The following is a 22,191-nucleotide window of genomic DNA, read 5'->3' on the forward strand; positions in this document are numbered from 1 at the left end:
GGGTCAGGAGGCGCTGTAGCCGCGGGTGGCGATCCAGTCGGCGAGGTTGTCGACGCTCATCCGGTAGGAGGCCATGGTGGGGTCGGCGGAGTCGGCGATGGTGACGGTCTTGCCGCCGTCGCGGTAGCCGATGACGCTGATGTAGTGCCCGCCCTCGAAGGAGTGGGTGTTGCCGTCGGTGTCCACGGCGGTGCCGGCGATGTTGGCCACGACGGCGCGGCCGTCGTCGACGGTGTCGACGATGTCGGTGCGCAGCTTGTCGGTCTGCTTGTCGTCGGCCTGCTTGGTGCTGATCTCGACGGAGCGGTAGACGTTCTTGCCGGTTTCCTTGTTCAGGACGGGGGTGATGTCGTTGATGGAGTTGGTGCCGGCTTCGGTGGTGCCCATTTCCTTGGCCATGGCGTCGACGTTGATGTCCTTGCCCTGGACGGAGAGGGCGTTGCGGGTGGCGGCGGGGCCGCAGTAGTAGAAGTTGGGCTGGGCCTCGTAGCGGACGTTGAGTTCGCGTTGGCCGTGGTCCTTGCGGTTCTGGACCTGGGCGGCGGGCTTGCCCTCGGGGGCGGCGGCGTGGGCGGCGATGGCGGGGCCGGCGATGCCGCCGCCGGTGGCGGCGATGGTCGCGGCGGTGAGGGCGGTCTTGCGGATCAGATCGGTACGCATGATGGGTGCCTCTCTGGTCGGGGGTGTTTCGGGGGTGTGCGGCACACGCGCGGGGGTGTGCCGTGAGGATTCGGGGGCGCCGGGGGTGGTGCCTGCTCGGCGCAGTGGTGCCTGCTCGGCGCCTCGGGGGTGTAACGGTCCGGGCCGGGGATGCATTCCACCGAGCCTGGGGGCCGCGTCGCACGGGCTCGGAACCGCGGCGGCCGGGCTTGGGCGCGGCGGCCGGCCGGGTCGTAGAGGCTTGGCCGGTGGCCGGGGTTGGTGCTCGCCGGGGGTTCGTGCGTGGGCCGCGGGTGTGGCTGCTTCGCCCGGCGTCGGCATGTTCAACGACGCGGGGGTGGGCATGATTCCGCCGTGGGGGTGGCCCCGACCACGGCACACCCGACCCCACAACCGGACATGACGCCCAGCCGGGTGGCCGGTGAAGCGGACATCAGCCGCATGCAGGCCCCATCCCGTCGTCCCCACGTTCCACGGCCGAGGCCACCCGGCGGGCCAACCGCGCGACGTCCTCCCCATGCGGGTCACTCGTCAAGATCGCGCAACTTCCTGGATGTTGTCGCATCGAGGAGCGATCGAGGCGACAACATCCCCGATGTTGTGGCCTCCGCGCCGCGGGCCCCGGCAACGACATGCCCGGATGGGTGCAACCTCGGTCTCGGCGTGCACGCCGAGGCCACGGCGTCCGGATCGTCCGGCCGGGGCACGGTCCAGGCGGCACGACCCAGGCCTTGTCGCTGGAGGCGTAGCAACTTGCGGCTACCGGAGGATCGGCGCGTGTAGGCGCTGGAGTTGTCGGGTCGGCGCTGCCGTTGAGGGCACAACGAGGCACAACCCCGGTGGTTCGGCGGGGACCGGGTGCCGAATCGTCTACGACATCAGCTCCAGAGGGTCCGACCATCACACTCGCGCCCCTTAACCCCTAGTCGGCAACCAACGTGACAGCGCGGCGGTCGCCTGTTCACAGCGGACACACGTGTGCCGTCTCCTGTCGAGCTGCCCCAGATATGGGGCAGGGCGCCCCTGACGCGACCCGGGTGCCGTCCCGCCCGTGTTGGCCGTCGGGCGAGTGTTGGCCGTCGGGCGAGTGTTGGCCGTCGGGCCAGTGTTGGCGGGCGAGTGTTGGCCGTCGGGCCAGTGTTGGCGGGCGAGTGTTGGCCGTCGGGCCAGTGTTGGCGGGCGAGTGTTGGCCGTCGGGCGAGTGTTGGCCGTCGGGCCAGTGTTGGCCGTCGGGCGAGTGTTGGCCATCGGGCCAGTGTCGGCCGTCGGGAGGCGGTTGCCCCAGATGTGGGGCAGGTCGACAGCATCGCCTGGGTGAGTACGGTCCGGCCCGGGGATGCGACGCGCTCGACGCCGTTGGGCGGCTGCACGTGCGTCTGGGCGAGCGCGACGCATGGCAGGGGCCGTCGCCGCACGGGGTGATGGGTACAGCTGCTGGAACGGTCGGGTCGTGGGCGTACGGCCCGTGCTGGGCGCCCTCGCCTCCCCGGGGCGGTGGACTGCGGGGCGCCCCGCGGGCCGGGAACGCACGGTCCGTTTGCCGCGTGGCGCGGCGCATGTCCGCCGCGGACGCCGGCGACAGCGGGACAGCGGGACAGCGAGTCGATCACCGCGCCCCGTCGCGGGCCTGCCACGATGACCGGCATGGAGATCTGGAACAACCCGGCGTGTTCGAAGTGCGCCACGGCGCGCGCCACGCTCGACGAGGCGCGGGTGCCGTACCGGCTGCGGGCCTACCTGGAGGAGCCGCCGACCGCCGCGGAGCTGACCGAGGTGCTGCGCCGTCTCGACGCCCGGCCGTGGGACGTCTGCCGGACGCGGGAGCCGGCCGCGCAGGAGCTGGGACTGGCCGACTGGCCCCGCGACGCGGCGAGCGAGTCCCGCTGGATCGCGGCGATGGTCGCGCATCCGGAGCTGATCCAGCGGCCGATCCTGCTCCTCGACGACGGTGGTGCCGTGGTCGGCCGTAGCGCGGAGGCGCTGCGTACGGCGATCGACCGCTCCGTCGACGACCCCGGCTGATCCGTCGGCCCCGGCCCGGCCGCGCCGCTTCGTACCGTTCGCCGGGCGTTTCCCGCCGTGGGGAGCGGGAATGCGCCCGGCGGTCCAGCTGGCCGGCCGGGGGAGTGGTGAGCGCCCACGGTGCGGCGAACCGACCGTGGAAGGAGCGCCCGGTGTCGCAGCACGGCCTGCCCACCGTCGCCCAGCGGCCCACGCCGGTCGCCGGCGCGCCGCTCTACTGTGACGCCCGCGAGTGCGGACTGCAGGGCGACGGTGTGACCAACGACCAGCCCGCCCTCTCCGCGCTGGTGGACCGGCTCGGCGCCGGGTACGCCGCCGACGGCCGCCCCCGGGTCATCTACTGCCCGCCGGGCATCTACTCCATCCGGGACGCCGGCACGGTCTGGCGCAGCGGGGTGTCGCTGATCGGCGCGGGTCCCGCGGCCACCCGGTTCGTGCTGAGCAACGAGGGCAACCGGGCCGACCCCACGCCGCTCGCGTACTGGACCACCGTGCAGCACGGCGCCGACCGGGACCGGCACATCGCCGACTGCACGTTCGCCGACTTCGAGATCGACGGGTCGGGCGTGGCGATGGCGGAGTACAGCTACCTCGCGAAGGGCCTCGGCCTCCAGTACGTCGTCCGTGGCGTCTTCCGCAACCTCTACATCCACCACACCGGAGCGACCGGCCTCGGCTGCGACTTCCTCCAGGACAGCATCATCGAGGGGTGCGTCGTGGTCGGCTGCGGCCGGCTGGACAACGGCGAGGAGATGGGTGGCGCGGGGATCGGCGTCGGCATCGGCGGCTGGGGCGACGTGGAACGCCTCACCATCGCGAACTGCACCACCGTGGGCAACGGCACCAACGGCATCTTCCTCGAACTTCAGAAGGACTACTGGACCCCGCCCCGCGGCTTCCGCATCATCGGCTGCCACAGCCAGGCCAACCGCTTCGGGATATCCGACTGGGGCGCCGACGGCCTCATCGTGTCGGCCTGCACCCTGACCGGCAACCTGGAGGCCGGCTTCGACGTCTCCGGCAACGGCACGGCGGGGGTCGCCGGTCGCGGCGGGCTGCTCACCGACTGCGTCATCGACCGCAACGTCGGCGACGGGATCAGCATGGGCAACACGCCCGGCCCGTACACCGTCCGGGGCAACCGCATCAGCGGCAACGGGGCGTACGGGTACCACGAGCACGACCTCGGCCGGGCCCACCGCGGCCCCGCGTCCGGTGTGGTCATCGACAGCAACGACATCTGGGACAACGGGCTCGACGGGATCCGCGTCGACCGGCCCATGTCCGACGCGTCGGTCATCGACAACCGGATCCGCAACAACGGCCGCCGCTGCGCGCCGGCGGCCACGGGCAGGGGAGAGTTCGTGCGGTACGGCCCGCGGTCGGTGACCGACCGGACGGCGTCCTGGCCCGTCGACGGCCACCGGGGCAAGGTGGTGCGGGTGGGGTCACGGACGGCGGTGGTGGCCGGCAACACGGACACCGAACTCGCCCTCGCGGAGGTCCGGCCGGACGCGAACACCGGCTGGAACGAGGACACCCCGCCCCCCGGCACACCGTACGAGCTGCCGGAACCGCCGCCCATCCGCGCCGGCATCACCGTCAACGCCGCGTTCGACCAGGCCACCGTGCGCGGCAACCGCGTCTGGGACCACGACGACGAGCAGTGCCAGACGTACGGGCTGTGGATCACCCCGCAGGGCAGTTGCGTGGCCTGCCGCGTCCTCGACAACGACTTCGCGGGCAACGCCGAGGGGCCCGTCCGGCTGGACACGCCACCGATCGGCGGGCTCTGGGACCGCAACCACCACGACGAGCGCTGAGGCGTACGCCGATCAGAGGTTGTCGTCGCCGCGCGCCGTCGCCTCCGCGTGCCGGTCGCGCAGCCGCGCCCGGATCTCCTCCGGGGTGTACGCCCGGCGCCGCCGTTCGGCGCGGGCGATCACCACACCGGTCGCCGCGACCCCGGCCAGGCCGGCGAGTCCCAGCACCTTCCACCACCGCGTCCGTCGCCGCATCGGCCTAGATTAGACGGTTATGAGCATCAGCCTCGAGGAGGCGGCGGAGCTGACCCGCACCGGAGACGTGTGGGTCTTCCGTGGGCGCAGCGTGCCGGACCGCGCCATCCAGCTCACCACCAACAGTCCGGTGAACCACGTCGGGATGGCGGTGGTGCTGGACGACATGCCGCCGCTGATGTGGCACGCGGAGCTGGGCAGGTCGCTGCCGGACATGTGGTCGGGCGGGCACCAGCGCGGTGTGCAACTGCACGACCTGGCCGACGCGGTCCGCGTGTGGGCGCACCGCTACGGGCAGCGGGCCTGGCTGCGCCAGCTCGATCCGCCCGTCGACTCCCGGATGGAGGACGCGGTGCTGCGCACCGTCGCCCGGCTGGACGGCACCCCGTTCCCGTCGACGGCGCAACTCGCCTGGCGGTGGCTGCGCGGACGGGTGCCGAAGCTGCCCCGCCCCGGCCGGGGTCGGCGGCTGCCCGAGACGGTCGGCGACCGCGCGCTGGAGACGGCGTACTGCGCGGAGGTGGTGGCGGTGACCTACGAGGCGATGGGCCTGCTGCCGCCCGGCCGGCGTCCGAACTGGTACGACCCGGGCCGGTTCTGGAGCGGGGACGATCTCGGCCTGGCCGGCGGGGCCCGCCTCGGCGCCGAGATCGAGGTGCGTGTGCCGCCCCGGTGAGCCGGATCGGCGGGGGCCGAGTGCCGGGTCGAGGTTTGGCCGCCGCGGCGACCGGTAACTGTGCCGCTGTGAGCGCATCCACCGACCTCGGCACGCTGACCGACTTCTTCGACCGGTACGGCGTCGCGTTGACCGCCGGCGACCTGCCCGCCCTCGCCGGCTGTTACGCCCTGCCCGGGCTGGTGGTCTCGGACACCTACAGCTTCGCGTTCAGCACCCCCGCCGCCGTGACGCTCTCCTTCGTGGGCGCGGCCCCCGACTACCAGGAGCGGGAGCTGATCGCCGCGCACGCGCTCATCGAGGACGTGCAGCAGGTCTCCGCACTGCTCACGATGGTGGCCGTGGAGTGGGAGTTCCTCGACAGCTCCGGCGGGCGGGTGCCCGGCGAGCGGTACCGCTACCTGCTGCGCGCCACCGAGACCGGGCCACTCATCTGTACCGTCGTGCGCGTCGGCTGACCGGCCGCGGGTGACCGGCCAGCCGGCCGGTCCGTTCCACCGACGTCGCCGTTCTGCCGGTGTCCCGGGCTGACTACGCTGGCGGGTCGGCTCGACGGAGAGGGGACACATGCCTGTGCGGCCTGCCGGCGCACCGGGACCGGGGACCGCGTCCAGGCTGGTGGCATCGGTGCCCTGGATCGTCGTCCTGCTGGGCGTCGTCACGCTCGCGGTCCTCCTGCTCGTCGCGTCCCTCTCGTTCCGCGTCCGCGAGCCCGAACCGGTCGCCGTCTCGGCGCCGCCACCGATGCTGCCGGTGCCGCGACCGGCCGAGGTCACGACTGCACCCTCGGCGTCGCACTCACCGGAGCCGAGCCGCTCGGGCACGGTGGCCCGCCCGTCCCGGACGTCGGCGCGGCCCTCGCCCACACCCAGCCGGTCGCCGTCGTCGCGCCCCTCGTCCTCGCCGCGCGGCCCGGAGCAGGTGACACCGCTGGACGGGGGCGCGCTCACCGCCACCTACCGGGTGCGGGACGCGGACCGGGACGACGTGACGGCCGAGCTGGTGATCCGCAACGGGACGGGCGCGGCCGAGGAGTGGACGGTCGGTCTCACGTTCGACGGACGGGTCCGGGGCGTACGCGTCTTCGGCGACGGGATCTGGCTGGACCGCCGGGGCGACGGCCGGTACGTGCTGGGCGGTCACCGCCCGCTCGGGGTCGGCCAGAGCGTCACGGTCGGCCTGCGGTTCAACCGCGACGACCGGGACGACCGGCTCAGCGGGTGCACGGTGAACGGCAACGAGTGCGTACGCGCCTGACCCGTTACGCTTCGCGGCGAAGGGGAGGGACATGACCGGCACGAGTGGGGGCCCGCGCCCGGCCCGGGGCAGGGCGGTGGCGTCCTCGCCCTGGATCGTGGTGTTCACCGGGGTTGTCGTCATGGTGGTGCTGCTGGTCATCGCGCTCAGCACGTACCGCGGCCGGAGCCCGGACGCGGAGGTGCCGCTCGTGGCGAACGGCGCTCCCGTTCCCACGCCGCCGTGGCCGTCGGCGTCGTCGACGGAGCCCGCGACCGCCGGACCGACGGGCGGCTCCCCGCGGTCGCCGTCGCCGACTCCGGAGCGTTCGACGTCGTCGCCCACGCCGACCGCGAGGTCGGCCAGCCCGACGGCGTCACCGGCCGCGACGCGGTCGTCCGCCCCGCGTCCGCAGGCGTCGACCTCGCCGTCCGCCGCGCCCGCGGTGACCGGCCGGTACGCGGTGACCGGGTCGTTCAACGGCGGCTTCATCGGCGAGGTCCACGTGGTCAACTCCTCGCGGGCACCGCAGGACTGGGAGGTCAGACTGGCCTTCTCGGGCGGTCGTCTGGTGACCGCGTGGGTGGCGAACGCGCCACAGGGGACGCTGCGGGAGAGCGGCGGCGGCTACACCTACACCGGGGACACCGCGCTGGCCCCGGGCACGTCGGTGCGGTTGATGTTCCACGTGGAGCGGGCGGACGAGGACCCCGTCACGTGCACGGTCAACGGCGTGACCTGCGTCCGGTCCTGATTCCGGGTCGGCGGGCGGGTGGCCTGCCGGCGCGCCTTCCACCGTCCTTACGCAAGTCTGCTGTCGTGTTTCGGCTTTGTTTGCAAGGTATTGCAGAATGTTTCGGCAAGGGCTAGCGTGCGGGCCAGTCACGACCAGAGGAAGGCCGTCGATGAAACCCCCGCCGCTGCCGCGCGCCGCGCTGTCCGCGCTCGCCGCCGTCCTGCTCACCCTCACCCTCGCCGGCGCGCCGGTCGCCGCTTCCCCCGTCGGCGGGACGCCCACCCGCGGCTCGGCCGGCACGGACCCCCTCGCCGCCACCGGCGCCGTCCAGTGGCGCGACGAGCCGTCCGCCGCGGAACTGCTCGCCGCCGGTGACGACGACGCCCGGGCCGAGCAGTTCTACTTCGTCCTGCCGGACCGGTTCGCCAACGGCGACCCGCGCAACGACCGTGGCGGGCTGGCCGGTGACCGGCTGCGCACCGGGTACGACCCGAAGGACAAGGGCTTCTACCACGGTGGCGACCTCAAGGGGGTCATGGAGAAGCTCGACTACATCCAGGGCCTCGGCACCACGGCCATCTGGCTCGCGCCCGTGTTCAAGAACCGCCCGGTGCAGGGCAGCGGCGCCGACGTCTCGGCCGGCTACCACGGCTACTGGATCACCGACTTCACCCAGGTCGACCCGCACTTCGGGACCAACGAGGACCTCAAGAAGCTGGTCCGCCTCGCCCACCAGCGGGGCATCAAGATCTACCTCGACGTCATCGTGAACCACACGGCCGACGTCATCAGCTACGCCGAGGGCCGGTCGAGCTACGTGGACAAGGCGAGCACGCCCTACCGGGACGCGCAGGGCCGTGCCTTCGAGGACCGCAACTACGCCGACGGCACCCGCGACTTCCCGGCCGTGGACCTGACGTCCTTCCCGTACACCCCGACGTTCGCGACGCCGGCCGACGCGAAGGTCAAGGTCCCGGCGTGGCTCAACGACCCCACGATGTACCACAACCGGGGCGACTCCACCTTCTCCGGGGAGAACAGCGAGTACGGCGACTTCTACGGCCTCGACGACCTCTGGACCGAGCGCCCCGAGGTGGTCCGCGGCCTCACGAAGATCTACGCCGACTGGGTGGCCGGGACCGGGGTGGACGGTTTCCGCCTGGACACCGTGAAGCACACCAACCTCGACTTCTGGCCGCAGTTCAGCCAGGGCGTCGAGCGGGCCGCCCAGCGCGCCGGCAAGCCCGACTTCTTCATGTTCGGCGAGGTCTACAGCGCCGACCCGGAGATCACCTCGACGTACGTGCGGCGCGGCGGCCTTCCGGCCACCCTCGACTTCGCCTTCCAGGAGGCGGCGCGCGGCTACACCGCCGGCGCGGGCTCCGCGAAGGCCCTCGCCGACGTGTACGCCCGCGACGACCTCTACGCGGCGCGGGACACCGACGCCAACCGGCTCACCACGTTCCTCGGCAACCACGACATGGGGCGGATCGGCTCGTTCATCGCCGGCGGCGGCACCGACCCGGCCACCCACCTGCGCCGCGACCAGCTCGCCCACCAGCTGATGTTCCTCACCCGCGGCCAGCCGGTGGTGTACTCCGGCGACGAGCAGGGCTTCACCGGGCCCGGCGGGGACAAGGACGCCCGGCAGGACATGTTCGCGTCGGCGACGCCCGACTACCTCGACGACGACCTGCTCGGCACCGACCGCACCCACGCCAGCGACCAGTACGACCCCGCCCACCCGCTCTACCGCACCATCGCCGAGCTGGGCGCCCTGCGCCGGGCCCATCCCGCGCTGCGCGACGGCGTGCAGGTCACCCGGTACGCGGCCGACGGCCCCGGCGTCTTCGCGTTCTCCCGGATCGCCCCGGGCGACCGCACCGAGTACGTCGTGGCCGTGAACAACGCGGACACGCCGCAGACTGTCACCGTGGACACGTGGTCGGCCGGCGCCACCTTCACCGGCATCTACGGCGCGTCGGGCACCGCCACGGCCGGCGCGGACGGGAAGCTGACCCTGACCGTGCCGCCGCTCCACGCGGTGGTGCACCGGGCCGGCACGCCGATCGCGCTGCCCACCGGTGCGCCGTCGATCAGGATCACCACGCCGGCGCCGGACGCGCCCGTCGCCACCCGGGCCGCCGTCACCGCCCAGGTCACCGGCGATCCGCTGGCCACCGTCACGGTCGCCGCGCGGGTCGCCGGCGGGGCGTGGACGCTGCTGGGCACCGCGCACCGGGCGCCGTACACGGTGCACCACGACCTGACCGGGCTGGCCGGTGGGACCGCCGTCGAGTACAAGGCCGTGGTCCGTGACGGCCGCGGCCGGACCGCCACCGCCCGGTCCACCGCCATCGTGGGCACGCCCGCGCCGAGCGCCTCCCGGGACTGGGCGGTCGTGCACTACCAGCGGCCCGCGGGCGGGTACGACGACTGGAGCCTCTACGCCTGGGGAGACATCGACCCGGCGTACGCGACGGACTGGCCCAAGGGCCAGCCGTTCGCCGGTGAGGACTCCTACGGGCGCTTCGCCTGGGTGAAGCTGAAGCCCGGGGCGAAGTCGGTCGGCTTCCTCGTCGTCGACGGTGCGGGCAACAAGGACGTCGCCAACGACCGGACCATCGACGTGACACAGACCGGGGAGGTCTGGGTCCGGCAGGGCGACCCGGCCGTCTACCCGACCCGGCAGGCGGCCACCGGTGAGCCCGACCCGCCGGTGGACGAGGGCACCGCCGTCATCCACTACCGCCGGGCGGACGGCAACTACGACGGCTGGGGGCTGCACGTCTGGGACGGCGCGGCCGACCCGACCGACTGGTCCGACCCGCTGGAACCCGACCGAGTCGACGCCTTCGGCGCGGTGTTCCGCGTCCCGCTGGCGGCCGGTGCGACCGGGCTGAGCTACATCGTCCACCGGGGCGACGAGAAGGACCTGCCGGAGGACCAGCGGCTCGACTTCGCCGGCGCGGGCCGGGAGGTCTGGCTGCTCGCCGCCACCCCGGGCCGGCTCCTCCCGCCGACCTCGACCGGCGCCGGCGCCGACCTGGACGTCACGAAGCAGCGGGCGCACTGGATCGACCGGTCCACCGTCGCCTGGCAGACCGGTCCCACCGACGGCCGCCGGTACGCCCTCGTGACCGCGCCGGCCGGCGGGGTGCGGGTCGTCGACGGGGAACTCTCCGGGACGTACACGACGCTGCCGCTGACCGCGCAGCGCAACGGGCTCACCGAGGCCCAGCGGACGCGGTTCCCGCACCTGTGGGCGTACCGGACGTTCACGCTGGACCGGCGTGACCTGGGCCGTGTGCCGGCCGCGCTGCGTGGACAGCTGCTGGTGACCGAGCGCGACGCCGAGGGCCGCCTGCTCGGCGCCACGGGTCTGCAGATCCCAGGCGTGCTCGACGACGTGTACGCCGCGGCCACCGAGACCCGCCTCGGGCCGACCTTCGCCGGCCGCACGCCCACCCTGTCGGTCTGGGCGCCCACCGCCCGGACGGTGTCGCTCCAGCTCTTCGACTCGCCCGGGACCGAGCCGACGGCGGTGCCGATGCGCCGGGACGACCGCACCGGCGTCTGGTCGGTGAAGGGCAGCAGGTCCTGGACCGGGAAGTACTACCGCTACGAGGTGGAGGCCTGGCAGCCGGCGGCGCAGAAGGTCGTCACCGCCGCCGTGACCGACCCGTACTCGGTGGCCCTCGCGCCGGACTCGACGCACAGCCAGATCGTCGACCTGGACGACCCGGCGCTCGCGCCGTCCGGCTGGGACCGGCTGCGCAAGCCGGCCGCGGTGCCGTCGACGCGGGCGCAGATCTCGGAGCTGTCGGTGCGGGACTTCTCGGTGGCCGACACCACCGTGCCGGCGCAGCGGCGGGGCACCTTCCTCGCGTTCACCGACCCGTCCACGGCCGGGATGAGGCATCTGAAGGCGCTCGGCGAGGCCGGGGTCACCCACCTGCACCTGCTGCCGGCGTTCGACTTCGCCACGATCCCGGAGCGCCGCGCCGACCAGCGGCAGCCGGACTGCGACCTGGCCGCCCTGCCGCCGGACTCCGACCGGCAGCAGAGCTGCGTGGCGGCGGTCGCCGACACCGACGGCTACAACTGGGGGTACGACCCGCTGCACTACACGGTGCCGGAGGGCGGGTACGCCGTCGACCCGGCCGGCGCGGCGCGGACCGCCGAGTTCCGCCGGATGGTCGCCGGCATCAACGGCGCCGGCCTGCGGGTGGTCATGGACGTGGTCTACAACCACACCTCGGCCGCCGGCACCGACCCGAAGTCGGTGCTCGACCAGATCGTGCCCGGCTACTACCACCGGCTGCTCGACGACGGCACGGTGGCCACCTCCACCTGCTGCGCCAACACCGCGCCCGAGCACGCCATGATGGGCAAGCTGGTGGTCGACTCGGTCGTCACCTGGGCCAGGGCGTACAAGGTGGACGGTTTCCGGTTCGACCTGATGGGCCACCACCCGAAGGCGAACATGCTCGCCGTACGGCGGGCGCTGGACCGGTTGACCCCGGCCCGCGACGGTGTGGACGGCCGGTCGATCCTGCTCTACGGCGAGGGCTGGAACTTCGGCGAGGTCGCGAACGACGCCCGGTTCGTCCAGGCCACCCAGGCGAACATGGCCGGCACCGGGATCGGCACGTTCAACGACCGGCTCCGGGACGCGGTGCGCGGCGGCGGGCCGTTCGACGCCAACCCGCGGGTGCAGGGCTTCGCGTCCGGGCTCCTCACCGACCCCAACGGCGACCCGGTCAACGGGTCCGCGACCGAGCAGCGGGCCCGGCTGCTGCACCAGCACGACCTCGTCAAGGTGGGGCTGACGGGCAACCTGCGCGACTACCGGTTCACCAACTCGGCGGGACAGCGGGTCACCGGTGCCGAGGTCGACTACAACGGCTCGCCGGCCGGCTACACGGCGGCGCCGGGTGAGGCGGTCACGTACGTCGACGCGCACGACAACGAGATCCTGTACGACGCGCTGGCGTACAAGCTGCCGCAGGACACCCCGGTAGCCGACCGGTCCCGGATGCAGGTGCTCGCTCTGAGCACGGTGGTGTTCAGCCAGGGCACCGGCTTCGTGACCGCCGGCAGCGAACGGCTGCGCTCGAAGTCGCTGGACCGCAACTCGTACAACTCGGGGGACTGGTTCAACCAGATCCGGTGGGACTGCACCCGGGGCAACGGGTTCGGCGCCGGGCTGCCGCCGGCGGCCGACAACCAGGACAAGTGGCCGTACGCCCGGCCGTTGCTGGCCGATCCCGCGCTGGTCCCCGACTGCGCGGCGATCGACACCACCGACGCCCGCTACGCCGAGCTGCTGCGGATCCGGGCCTCCTCGCCGGTCTTCGGGCTGGCCACCGCGGAGCAGGTGCAGCGTCGGGTGGCGTTCCCCCTGTCCGGTCCCGGCGAGACGCCCGGCGTGCTCACCATGACGCTCGACGGTCGCGGTCTCGACGAGCGGTGGACGTCGGTGACGGTGGTCTTCAACGGGACCCCTGAGACGGCGACGCAGCGGGTGTCGGGGCTGCGCGGGGCGGACGTGTCGTTGCACCCGGTGCTGCGCACGTCGGCGGACCCGGTGCTGCGGACCGCGTCGTTCGACCGGGCGACCGGCACGTTCACGGTGCCCGCCCGCAGCGTGGCGGTCTTCGTCCAGCGCTGACGCACGACGGGGCCGGCCCCCTTCCGCGGTGCGGAAGGGGGCCGGCTCTGCTTGCGTCTCCAGCGGGACCGGGTCGGACGCCCGTTCCCGACCGGGGTCAGCCGAAGCAGTTGTCGATCTCGTCCGGGATGCCGAGGCAGTTGGTCGGGTCGTTCGCCTTGATCGCGGACTTGTCGTCGACGTTCACCTCGCCGAAGAAGCTGAACACGCCACCCGGCTCGAAGGTAGAGCGGTTGTGCGACACCTTCGTGTTGTACAGGTCGACCCTGCCGAGGACGTTGAAGATCCCGCCGCCGGAGATGCCGGCCCAGTTGCCGGAGATCTCGCTGTCCCGGAAGGTGACCGCGGCGAGGGCGTTGAACACCCCGCCGCCGAAGAGGCCGGCCTTGTTGTCGTTGACCGCGCTCTTCTCCACGTTGGCGATCGCGCCGAGCGCCAGGGCCATGCCGCCGCCGACGCCGAGCGTGTCGTTGTCGGCGATCTTGACCTCCTTCAGGTCGAGGTTGCTCCGGAGAGCCGCCGCGACGCCGCCACCGGCGAGGCCGGCCGTGTTGTCGGTGATCTTCGACTGCTTGACGGTGGTGTCGCCGCCGATGTCGAGCAGGCCGCCGCCGAAGCCGACCACCTCGTTGCTGGTGATCTCGGTCTTCTCGACCCACACCGTGCCCGCCTCGATGTCGGGCCGGAAGATGAACTCGGCGCCGTTGGCGATGCCGCCACCGCCGATCACGGCGTCGTTGTTCTTCACCGTCGACTCGGCCACCTTCAGGATGCCGGCGTTGAAGATGCCCCCGCCGTAGAAGAAGGCGTGGTTGTCGGCGACCGTGGTGTGGAAGAGGCTGGTCTTGCCGAAGTTGGCGATGCCACCTCCGACACCACCGGCCTGGTTGTGCTCGATGTACGTCTTCTCGAACTCGGCGGTGCCGCCCTCCTGCACCAGGACTCCGGCGCCGTCGTTGACGTTCCGCTCCAGCAGGAGGGACGCGCTCGGCTGGCTCTTGAGCTTCGCCGCCTGCGCGGTGTCGAGCGCCGCGCCCTTCGGCTCGGCCTGCAGCAGCGGCAGGTACGGCTTGCCGGCCTTGGCCGCCTCGCCCGCCTCGGCGGAGTTCGAGAACCGCGACCACACGGCCGCCGGCGTGTCGCCGAGGGTCTCGAGTTCGAGGGTCTTCCCGCCCTTGATCGTGAGGCCCTCGACCTTCAGGTGACCGCCTCGACCGACGTTGAGGATCCGGAAGTAGTCGGCCTGCGAGTCACGGACGATCTTGGTGTCGTGACCCTTGAGCGTGATGCGCTCCTTGATCACCGGCAGACCGTTGCCGTGCTCGTCGGTGCGGGTCAGCGTGTAGGTGCAGTTCTTCGCGAGCTCCAGCACGCCGCCGTGGTTGTTGTTGGCGAAGATGATCGCCTGGATCAGCTTGTCGGAGTCGCAGGGCACCTCCTTCCCGCGGTCCTTGTCGTACCCCTTGTGGTCGCGCTTGTCCTCACGGTCCTTGCCGTGGTCCTTCTCCTTCGAGCGGTCCTCGTCGGCCGCCCGCTCGCCGTCCTTCGTGACCTGGGCCGTCGACCACGCCAGATCCTTGACGCCGACGGCGCCGGCGCCGCTTGCGATGCCGACGGCCGCGATGCTGACCACGCCGGTCAAACCGGCGACGCCGCTGGCGAGCCAGAGCTTGCGCCGCCGCTTCGGCGTCGCCCCCGGCCCGGCGGCGGTGTTCTTAGCTAGGTAGTTGGACATCGGAGCTCTCTGCCCTCTCCTCGTACCAGACGGGGCCGCGACGCCACAGGCGAGCGTCCCCTACTACAAATCGGTTGTAGCTCCCAGAAGCACCGTATGAGAATCTTCCTCGCCTCGGGTGCGTATCCGAAATAACCCCGCATTCGGTACGGGCACGGATGAGGAGGGCCGGACGGCCCGGCACGGGTCCATCGGCTCAGGCGCGCCGGTATGCGCGCAGTGACGGCCAGGGGACGTGGCCGGCGCAGACGAGGCGGATCGGCGCGGGACGGGCCAGTCGGGACGAGCGCGGACGGCGAGGGCTCCTCCGCAGCCGCCGTCGCGGTGCGGAGGAGCCCCCTTCTATGTGGTGTCGCACTCGGGTTGATCAGCCGAAGCAGTTGTCCGGGACGACCGGGCTGCCCACGCAGTTCGTGGGCCGGTTGTCCTTGACGGCCGACTTCTTGTCGATGACGACGCCGTCGTTGGTGGTGTAGATGCCGCCGGGCGGATCGGCGGACATGTTGTGGACGACCTTCGTGCCGACCAGCTTGACGGCGCCGCCCACGTTGTAGATGCCGCCGGCCACGGCGCCCGGGCCGGTCGCCCGGTTCGCCACGATCTCGCTGTCCCGCAGAGTGACGGCCCCGATGAAGTTGCCGAGGCCGCCGCCGCTCTGCCGCGACTCGTTCTCCTTGACGACGCTGCGCTCGATCACGGCGGTCGACTGCTGGACGCCGATGCCGCCGGCCATCCCCTCGGTGAAGTTGCCGGCCACGACGACCTGCTCCAGGTGCAGTTTGCTGCCGGCCTCGACGAAGATGCCGCCGCCGTAGTCGGTGCCGGTGTTGCCGGTGACCTGGCTCTGGGTCAGCGTCGTGGTGCCCTGGCGGTCGTACAGGCCGCCGCCGACGCGGGCCCGGTTGTGCTCGACGGTGGTCTTCCACACCCAGACGGTGCCGCCCTCGCCCGTGAACCCGTTGGGCGCGGAGCCGTTGGAGATGCCGCCGCCCGCCAGGCCGGCGCTGTTGGACCCGATCTTCGAATCCTCGATGCGCAGGACGCCGGCGTTGAAGACGCCGCCGCCGAAGCCGGCGGCGCTGTTGCGCTCGACCGACGACGTGCGGAGGTTGGTGGTGCCGTAGTTGGCGATGCCGCCGCCGCTCGCCCCGGCCTGGTTCTGCACGATCGCGCTGTGCTCGATGTCGGCCTTGCCGCCGCGCTGCACCAGGATGCCGGCTCCGTCGCTGTACGCGTGGCCGGTGGCCAGCTGGACGGTGCCGGCGCCGGCCGGAGTGGCCGATTCCGGAGCGGTGGTCGCCGCGCCCCTCGTCGCCGGCTTCGCGGGGGCTGCCGTCGCGGTCCCGGGTTTCGCGGTCGCGGCGCCCGGTGCCGTCATCGGTTGCGGGACCAGGTCGGGGGCGGTCTGACCACCCTTGACGGTCACGTCCTTCAGGGTCAGGTGGCCGTTCCGGCCCACGTTGAGGATCCGGAAGTACTCGGCGGTGGCCGCCCGCACGATCCTGGTGTCGTCGCCCTTGAGGACGATGTCGTTCTTGATCACGGGAAGACCGTTCCCGTGCTCGTGGCGCGTCAGCTCGTACGTGCAGTGCCGGGCCAGGTTGAGGATCGCGCCGTCCTTCTCGTTCGCGAACGTGATCGCCTGGATCAGCTTGTCGGTGTCGCAGGGCACGTCCTTGACCCGACCGTCGTGCTTGCGGCTCTCGCCCTTCCCGCTCCAGTCGCCACCGGACCACTCGTCCGTGTCGACCTTCTTCCCGCCGGTCTCGTTGGCCTTCCCGCCGTCGTCGGCCTTGCCCGCGTCGCTGACGTTCTGCTTCGGGGTCGACGCCTGCGCGTCCGAGACCCGGTCCGCTTCGCCGGACTTGTCGTTCCGGGCCGCGATGCCACCGAGGGCGGCCAGGCCGACCACGCCGGTCAGGCCGGCGACGCCGGCGGCCACCCAGAGTTTCCGTCGTCCTGATCTCGGCGGGGGTGCCGGGGCGGCCCCGCCGTCGGGAGTCGTTACGTCATTGGACATCAGAGCGTTCCGCCCTTTCCTGCTACCAGACGGGGTCGCACCGGTCGAAGGCGGTGCGACCTGCTACAAATCGGTTGCAGCCTCTGATGGCCACCGTATGAGAAGGATCCTCGCGACGAGGATTTATCTGAAAAAACCCCGCATTAACCTCACATAGGGCGTTGGGCGGGCAGGCCGCAACGGCCGGACAGGAACCACCCCGACCAGCACGAACACGGACGGGCCCCGCGGCCGGGCACGGGACGTCGCAACGTCACCGGCCGGCGGCGGGGCCCGCCCCGGTCGTACCTGTTGATCAGCTGGGCAGGCGCGGACCCGCCTCCCGCTGCGCGGCCAGCCAGGTCTCCACCTCGTCCGCGGTACGCGGAAGCCCGGCCGAGAGGTTCACCGCGCCGGACGCGGTGACCAGGACGTCGTCCTCGATACGGATGCCGATGCCGCGAAGCTCCTCGGGCACCAGCTCGTCCTCGGGCTGGAAGTAGAGCCCGGGCTCGACGGTGAGCACGTAGCCCTCGCCGAGGGTGCCCTCGCGGTACGTCTCCTTGCGGGCGTTCGCGCAGTCGTGCACGTCGATGCCGAGCATGTGCCCGAAGCCGTGCAGGGTCCAGCGCCGGTAGACGGTCGACTTCTCGTCCATCGCCTCGTCGACGCTGACCGGCAGCAGGCCCAGGTCGGCCAGGCCCTCGGCGAGCACCCGCATGCAGGTCAGGTGGACGTCGCGGAACTTCACCCCCGGCTTGATGAAGTCCATGCCGGCCTGCTGGGAGGCGTACACGATGTCGTACACCTGCCGCTGGAGCGCGGTGAAGCGGCCGTTGACCGGCAGCACCCGGGTCACGTCGGCGGTGTAGAGGTTGCGGTTCTCCACGCCCATGTCCATGAGCAGCAGGTCACCCGGCCGGGTGGTGCCGTGGTTGTGCACCCAGTGCAGGATCGTGGCGTGCTCGCTGGCGCCGACGATCGAGCCGTACCCCACGTCGTTGCCGTCGTGCCGGGCCCGCAGCGCGAAGATCCCCTCCAGCAGCCGCTCGGAGACGCCCCGGTCGGCCGGCAGCGCCCGCGCCACGTCCTCGAAGCCGCGCACGGTCGCGTCGATGGCGTCCTGGAGCTGGGCGATCTCCCACTCGTCCTTGACCAGCTTCAGCTCCGAGATGGCGATCGCCAGCTCCCGGTCGCGGGCCGGCTGGCCCTCGGCGCGCGGGCCGTCGTACGGGCGCACGGCGGCGTCCACCCGCGGGTCGAAGCCGCGCAGCACCCGCGTACGCCCCGGCGCCAGGTCGGCCAGGGCCGCGTCCAGGTCGGTGAGGTCCGCCGTCGGCAGGCCCAGCTCGGTCGACTTCTCACCGAGCGTGGGTCGCCGGCCGACCCAGAGCTCGCCGTGCCGGCTGCGGAAGAACTCGTCGGTCTGCCGGGACGAGCGGGGCCGCATGTACAGCGTCGCGTCGTGCCCGGAGCCGTTCGGCCGCATGACCAGCACGCTGTCCGGTTCCAGATCGCCCGTCAGGTAGGCGAAGTCGCTGCCGGGCCGGAACGGGTAGGCCGTGTCGTTGGCCCGGACCTTCTCGTTGCCGGTGGGGATCACCAGCGTCTCGCCGGGGAAGGCCGCCGAGAGGGCCGCCCGGCGCTTGGCGTAGTTGGGTACCTCGGGGCGGGGGGTCACCGGCAGCTCGGTGTCCCGCCAGCCCTCCCGCATGAAGGACAGGAACGCCTCCGGGAAGTCCGGATCGTGTGATTCCGTACCGTCGGTCGGCCTGCCGTTGGCACGCTCCTCGGTCATGCTCCGCTCCCTCTCGCGTCGTTGCTGGTGCCGACGGTACTCGCCGCCCCGCGCCCGCCGGTGCCCCCGGGAGCCCGGATCCGGATCACCGGACGGCCGCGACGGCCGTTCGTCGCCCGTGAAAAGATGACGACCATGTGCGGACTCCTGGCCTTCTTCAGCGCGCGCGGTGACGCCGGCGCGCACCGCGACCACATCGCCGGCGCGTTGGAATGCCTGCACCACCGCGGTCCCGACGAGACGGGGGTCGAACTCGTGGGGGACGCGTCCGGCCGGTACGCGGACGCGGTGTTCGCGCACAAGCGCCTGGCGATCATCGACGTGGCCTCGAGCCACGAGCCGCTGCCCTACGCGGGCGGCCGCTACCTGCTGACCTTCAACGGCGAGATCTACAACTACATCGAGCTGCGGGACGAGCTCATCCGGGACTACGGCGCGCAGTTCGCCACCGCCGGCGACGGCGAGGTGATCGTGGCCGGCTACCACTACTGGGGCGAGCAGGTGCTCACCCGGCTGCGGGGCATGTTCGCCTTCGTCATCTGGGACCGGCAGGAGCGGCGGGCGTTCGGCGCCCGCGACTACTTCGGGATCAAGCCCCTGCACTACCTGGAGACGCAGGACGGGCTCTACCTCGCCTCGGAGAAGAAGGCGCTGCTGCCCTTCGCGCACTCCAACTACGCCGGTGACGCGGGCATCGACACCGCCAACCTCAGCCACTACCTCACGTTGCAGTACGTCCCGGAGCCCGGCACCCTGCACAAGGGGATCAACCGGATCGGCTCGGGGGAGTACCTCACCTGGACGCCCGGCGGGCGGATCGAGGTGCGCCGCTGGTACCGGCCGGTGTTCCGGCCCAGCCCGGTGGACGACGAGCAGCGCCTCTACCACGAGATCCGGGAGACGCTGCGGGAGAGCGTCCGGATGCACATGCGCTCGGACGTCCCGGTCGGCTCGTTCCTCTCCAGCGGCATCGACTCGACGGCCGTGGTGGCGCTGGCGCGGGAGTTCAACCCGAACATCCTCACCTTCACCGTCGGCTACGACGTGCCCGGCTACTCGGAGATCGACGTCGCCCAGGAGTCGGCCCGGCACCTCGACGTCACCACCATCCCGACCAAGATCGGGCCGCAGGACATGATGGAGGCGCTGCCGAAGATCGTCTGGCACCTCGACGACCCGGTCGCCGACCCGGCGCTGGTGCCGCTGTACTTCGTGGCGAAGAAGGCCGCCGAGCACGTCACCGTGGTGCTCTCCGGCGAGGGCGCGGACGAGTTCTTCGGCGGCTACACCATCTACCGCGAGCCGCTGTCGTTGAGCACCGTCAACGGGCTGCCCAGCGGCGTCCAGAAGGGCCTGCGGGCGGTCTCCAAGGCCATCCCGCAGGGCGTGAAGGGCAAGAGCTTCCTCGAACGCGGCACCACCCCCATCGAGCAGCGCTACTACGGCAACGCCCGGATGTTCACCGAGGAGGAGAAGCAGCACCTGCTGCGGCGGTACGACCCCTCGGTGCGCTACACCGACGTCACCGCGCCGATCTACGCCGAGTGCGCGGAGCTGGACGACGTCACCAAGATGCAGTACGTCGACCTCTACACCTGGCTGCGCGGCGACATCCTCGTGAAGGCCGACCGCATCTCGATGGCCCACTCGCTGGAGGTGCGGGTGCCGTTCCTCGACCGGGAGGTCTTCGACGTGGCCGCGAAGATCCCGGTCGACCTGAAGCTCCCGCCGCGCTCCGACGCCACCAAGTACGCCATGCGCCAGGCGTTGCAGGGCGTGGTGCCGCCGGCGATCGTCAACCGCCGGAAGCTGGGCTTCCCGACCCCGACCCGGGTCTGGCTGCGCGGCGAGATGTACGAGTGGGCCCGGCACGTGCTGGCCACCTCGGGCGCCGGTGACCTGCTCGACCTGTCGTACGCGCTGCGCCTGCTCGAGGAGCACAAGCGGGAGGAGGCGGACCACTCCCGCAAGGTGTGGACCGTGCTGATCTTCTGCGTCTGGCACGCCATCTTCGTGGCCAAGACCCTCGACCCGGGCATCCAGCGCAACCAGTCGGCCCTGCTCACGAAGCCGGTCGTCGGCTCGATGGTCCGCTGACCGAGGTCGCGGGCGGCGTCCCGTCGGTCAGGAGGTCCGGGGTCCGCTGACGGCGGTCGCGGGCCCCGGCGTCCCGTCGGTCAGGAGGTTCGCGGCACCGGACGGCCTCCGGCGACGCGAACCTCCTGACCACCGCAGTCCCCGGACCCGGCCCGTGCCGGGTCCGGGGACGGGGTCAGCGGCGGGCGCAGGTGATGGTGGGTAGGGCGTTCGTGCCGTTGGCGAGGAAGCCGAACGTCGTGGTGCCCTCCGGTGGGACCGTGCCGTTCCAGGAGACGTTCGTGGCCGTCACCGACGACCCGGACGTGGTCTGGGTGGCGTTCCAGATCTGACTGATGGACTGCCCGCCCGGCCAGGTCCAGCTCGCCGTCCAGCCGGCGAACGGGGTGCTGCCGTGGTTCATGATCTCCACCTCGGCCTGGAAGCCACCCTGCCAGGCGTTGACCACCCGGTAGACGGCCATGCAGTCACCGGTGTGCGGCGGCGGCGTGGTCGGGTCCGGCGGGGGAGTGGTCGGGTCGGGCGGGACCGTGCCACCCGGTCCGACCCCGGTCACCTCGCCGTTACCGCCGTCGAACACCACGTCGGAGCAGCCGAAGAAGTTCTCCTGGCTGTCCGAGCGGACCCAGCGCGAGTAGATGATGTGCCGGCCGCTCTTGCCCGACGGCAGGGTGCCGTTGAAGTAGTAGTGCCCGTCGTTGGTGCCGACCGCACCGCGCTGCGGCGGGTTGGTCACCGTGAGGAAGGGCTGCTCCTCCAGGTCGCTCCAGGCCAGCGGCCGGGTCGGGCTCCAGCTGTCCTTGGTGACGTAGAAGTAGAACGTGCCCGGGTGGTGGGCCCAGTTGCTGTACCGGAACTCCATCTGCGCGCCGGCGGTCAGGTGGGTCACCGGCCAGTCGGTACGGGCCAGGTTGTAGCCGGTGAAGCCGGGGTTGCCGCCGCTGCACAGCTGCCCGTCGGGGATGAAGCCGACGGTGCGGCCGCCGGCGTCGGACCGGAGCACGCTGAACCAGTTGTAGAGCGAGTTGGCGCCGCTCTGCGCCACCGCGGCGGCGCAGGCGGGGTTGTTGGGCCGGATCTCGCCGGTGGCGGTGAGGCCGTCCCTCCAGCACAGGAACGTCCGGCTGCCCGGGGTCATCGCGGCGCCGTGCGCGACGGCCGGATCCGGGCGGCTGACCAGGGCGACGGCCCCCACCAGGAGGGTCGCGGCCGCGGTGAGCAACGCGGCCGTACGGGAACGTTTCACGAAGGTCTCCTGACTCGCGGGGCGCACGCCCTGCCGGCCGGCCCCGCTCCTGGATCGCGGCGGCGTGCCCTGCGGGCCGCCCCAGGACACGAGGTGGCCCGACCGCCCCGCTGACGACGTGCGGAAACGACGGTCGCGGCGCGCCGCCCGAAGGGCGAGCGCCGCCCGCGGCCCGCCTCGCGGGCCGGTGCCCTCGCGTGACAAGAAACCCGGCAGCCGGTGGCGTGGCAGCCCCCACGCCTCCCGGCACGGGTCATCCCATCACGCCGCGCCGCCCGGACGCAATAGTCGTTC

Annotated in this window: 14 protein-coding genes; 8 read left to right on the forward strand and 6 right to left on the reverse strand. The window is 72.1% G+C overall.

Annotated elements, in window-relative coordinates; translation table 11 throughout:
• Window positions 1–3: 3 nt before the first annotated feature.
• Complete coding sequence (locus tag OG994_RS03090) at window positions 4–660, reverse strand: C39 family peptidase (protein WP_328852119.1); 657 nt, start codon at window positions 658–660, stop codon at window positions 4–6.
• A 1,644-nt stretch (window positions 661–2,304) separates the two neighbouring features.
• On the opposite strand from OG994_RS03090, the gene OG994_RS03095 reads away from it, so the two are divergent.
• Both OG994_RS03095 and OG994_RS03100 read left to right on the forward strand, forming a co-directional pair.
• On the forward strand, window positions 2,305–2,682 hold the full coding sequence (locus tag OG994_RS03095) for an ArsC/Spx/MgsR family protein (RefSeq protein WP_120332191.1): 378 nt from the start codon (window positions 2,305–2,307) through the stop codon (window positions 2,680–2,682).
• Between the two features lie 152 nt (window positions 2,683–2,834).
• Complete coding sequence (locus tag OG994_RS03100; RefSeq protein ID WP_328852120.1) at window positions 2,835–4,505, forward strand: right-handed parallel beta-helix repeat-containing protein; 1,671 nt, start codon at window positions 2,835–2,837, stop codon at window positions 4,503–4,505.
• A 12-nt stretch (window positions 4,506–4,517) separates the two neighbouring features.
• Here OG994_RS03100 and OG994_RS03105 read toward each other — a convergent pair whose 3' ends face one another.
• Window positions 4,518–4,700, reverse strand: coding sequence for a hypothetical protein (locus OG994_RS03105; protein WP_328852121.1), 183 nt, complete (start codon window positions 4,698–4,700; stop codon window positions 4,518–4,520).
• 19 nt (window positions 4,701–4,719) lie between these two features.
• Here OG994_RS03105 and OG994_RS03110 point away from each other — a divergent pair, with 19 nt between their 5' ends.
• The 5 genes from OG994_RS03110 (at window position 4,720) to pulA (ending at window position 13,022) form a co-directional block, all read left to right on the forward strand.
• On the forward strand, window positions 4,720–5,376 hold the full coding sequence (locus OG994_RS03110) for a hypothetical protein (RefSeq protein ID WP_328852122.1): 657 nt from the start codon (window positions 4,720–4,722) through the stop codon (window positions 5,374–5,376).
• A 68-nt stretch (window positions 5,377–5,444) separates the two neighbouring features.
• Window positions 5,445–5,834, forward strand: a complete 390-nt coding sequence (locus OG994_RS03115; RefSeq protein ID WP_120332195.1) for a hypothetical protein — start codon at window positions 5,445–5,447, stop codon at window positions 5,832–5,834.
• 169 nt (window positions 5,835–6,003) lie between these two features.
• Entirely contained in the window at window positions 6,004–6,633 is a 630-nt protein-coding gene (locus OG994_RS03120; protein ID WP_328852123.1) for a hypothetical protein, read from the forward strand.
• Window positions 6,634–6,664: 31 nt separating this feature from the next.
• Window positions 6,665–7,366 carry a cellulose binding domain-containing protein gene (locus OG994_RS03125; protein WP_328852124.1) on the forward strand — a complete coding sequence of 234 codons (702 nt, stop codon included), beginning with the start codon at window positions 6,665–6,667 and terminating at the stop codon, window positions 7,364–7,366.
• 151 nt (window positions 7,367–7,517) lie between these two features.
• Complete coding sequence (gene pulA / locus OG994_RS03130) at window positions 7,518–13,022, forward strand: pullulanase-type alpha-1,6-glucosidase (RefSeq protein WP_328852125.1); 5,505 nt, start codon at window positions 7,518–7,520, stop codon at window positions 13,020–13,022.
• A 97-nt stretch (window positions 13,023–13,119) separates the two neighbouring features.
• Here the strand turns inward: pulA and OG994_RS03135 are convergent, their stop codons facing one another.
• The 3 genes from OG994_RS03135 to OG994_RS03145 all read right to left on the reverse strand — a co-directional run bounded on the left by OG994_RS03135 (window position 13,120) and on the right by OG994_RS03145 (window position 18,554).
• Window positions 13,120–14,757 (reverse strand): right-handed parallel beta-helix repeat-containing protein, encoded by a 1,638-nt coding sequence (locus OG994_RS03135; RefSeq protein WP_120331849.1) that lies wholly within the window; start codon window positions 14,755–14,757, stop codon window positions 13,120–13,122.
• Between the two features lie 367 nt (window positions 14,758–15,124).
• Window positions 15,125–16,777, reverse strand: a complete 1,653-nt coding sequence (locus OG994_RS03140) for a right-handed parallel beta-helix repeat-containing protein (protein WP_328852126.1) — start codon at window positions 16,775–16,777, stop codon at window positions 15,125–15,127.
• 295 nt (window positions 16,778–17,072) lie between these two features.
• Window positions 17,073–18,554, reverse strand: a complete 1,482-nt coding sequence (locus OG994_RS03145; RefSeq protein WP_120331847.1) for an aminopeptidase P family protein — start codon at window positions 18,552–18,554, stop codon at window positions 17,073–17,075.
• 135 nt (window positions 18,555–18,689) lie between these two features.
• Here OG994_RS03145 and asnB point away from each other — a divergent pair, with 135 nt between their 5' ends.
• The gene (gene asnB / locus OG994_RS03150; RefSeq protein WP_120331857.1) at window positions 18,690–20,651 is read left to right on the forward strand and encodes an asparagine synthase (glutamine-hydrolyzing); all 1,962 of its coding nucleotides are present in this window, start codon (window positions 18,690–18,692) and stop codon (window positions 20,649–20,651) included.
• Window positions 20,652–20,826: 175 nt separating this feature from the next.
• Here the strand turns inward: asnB and OG994_RS03155 are convergent, their stop codons facing one another.
• Window positions 20,827–21,897, reverse strand: a complete 1,071-nt coding sequence (locus tag OG994_RS03155) for a lytic polysaccharide monooxygenase auxiliary activity family 9 protein (protein WP_328852127.1) — start codon at window positions 21,895–21,897, stop codon at window positions 20,827–20,829.
• Window positions 21,898–22,191: the final 294 nt, after the last annotated feature.

Origin of the sequence: Micromonospora globbae (assembly GCF_036184225.1) — a bacterium.
Taxonomy (GTDB): Bacteria; Actinomycetota; Actinomycetes; order Mycobacteriales; family Micromonosporaceae; genus Micromonospora; species Micromonospora globbae.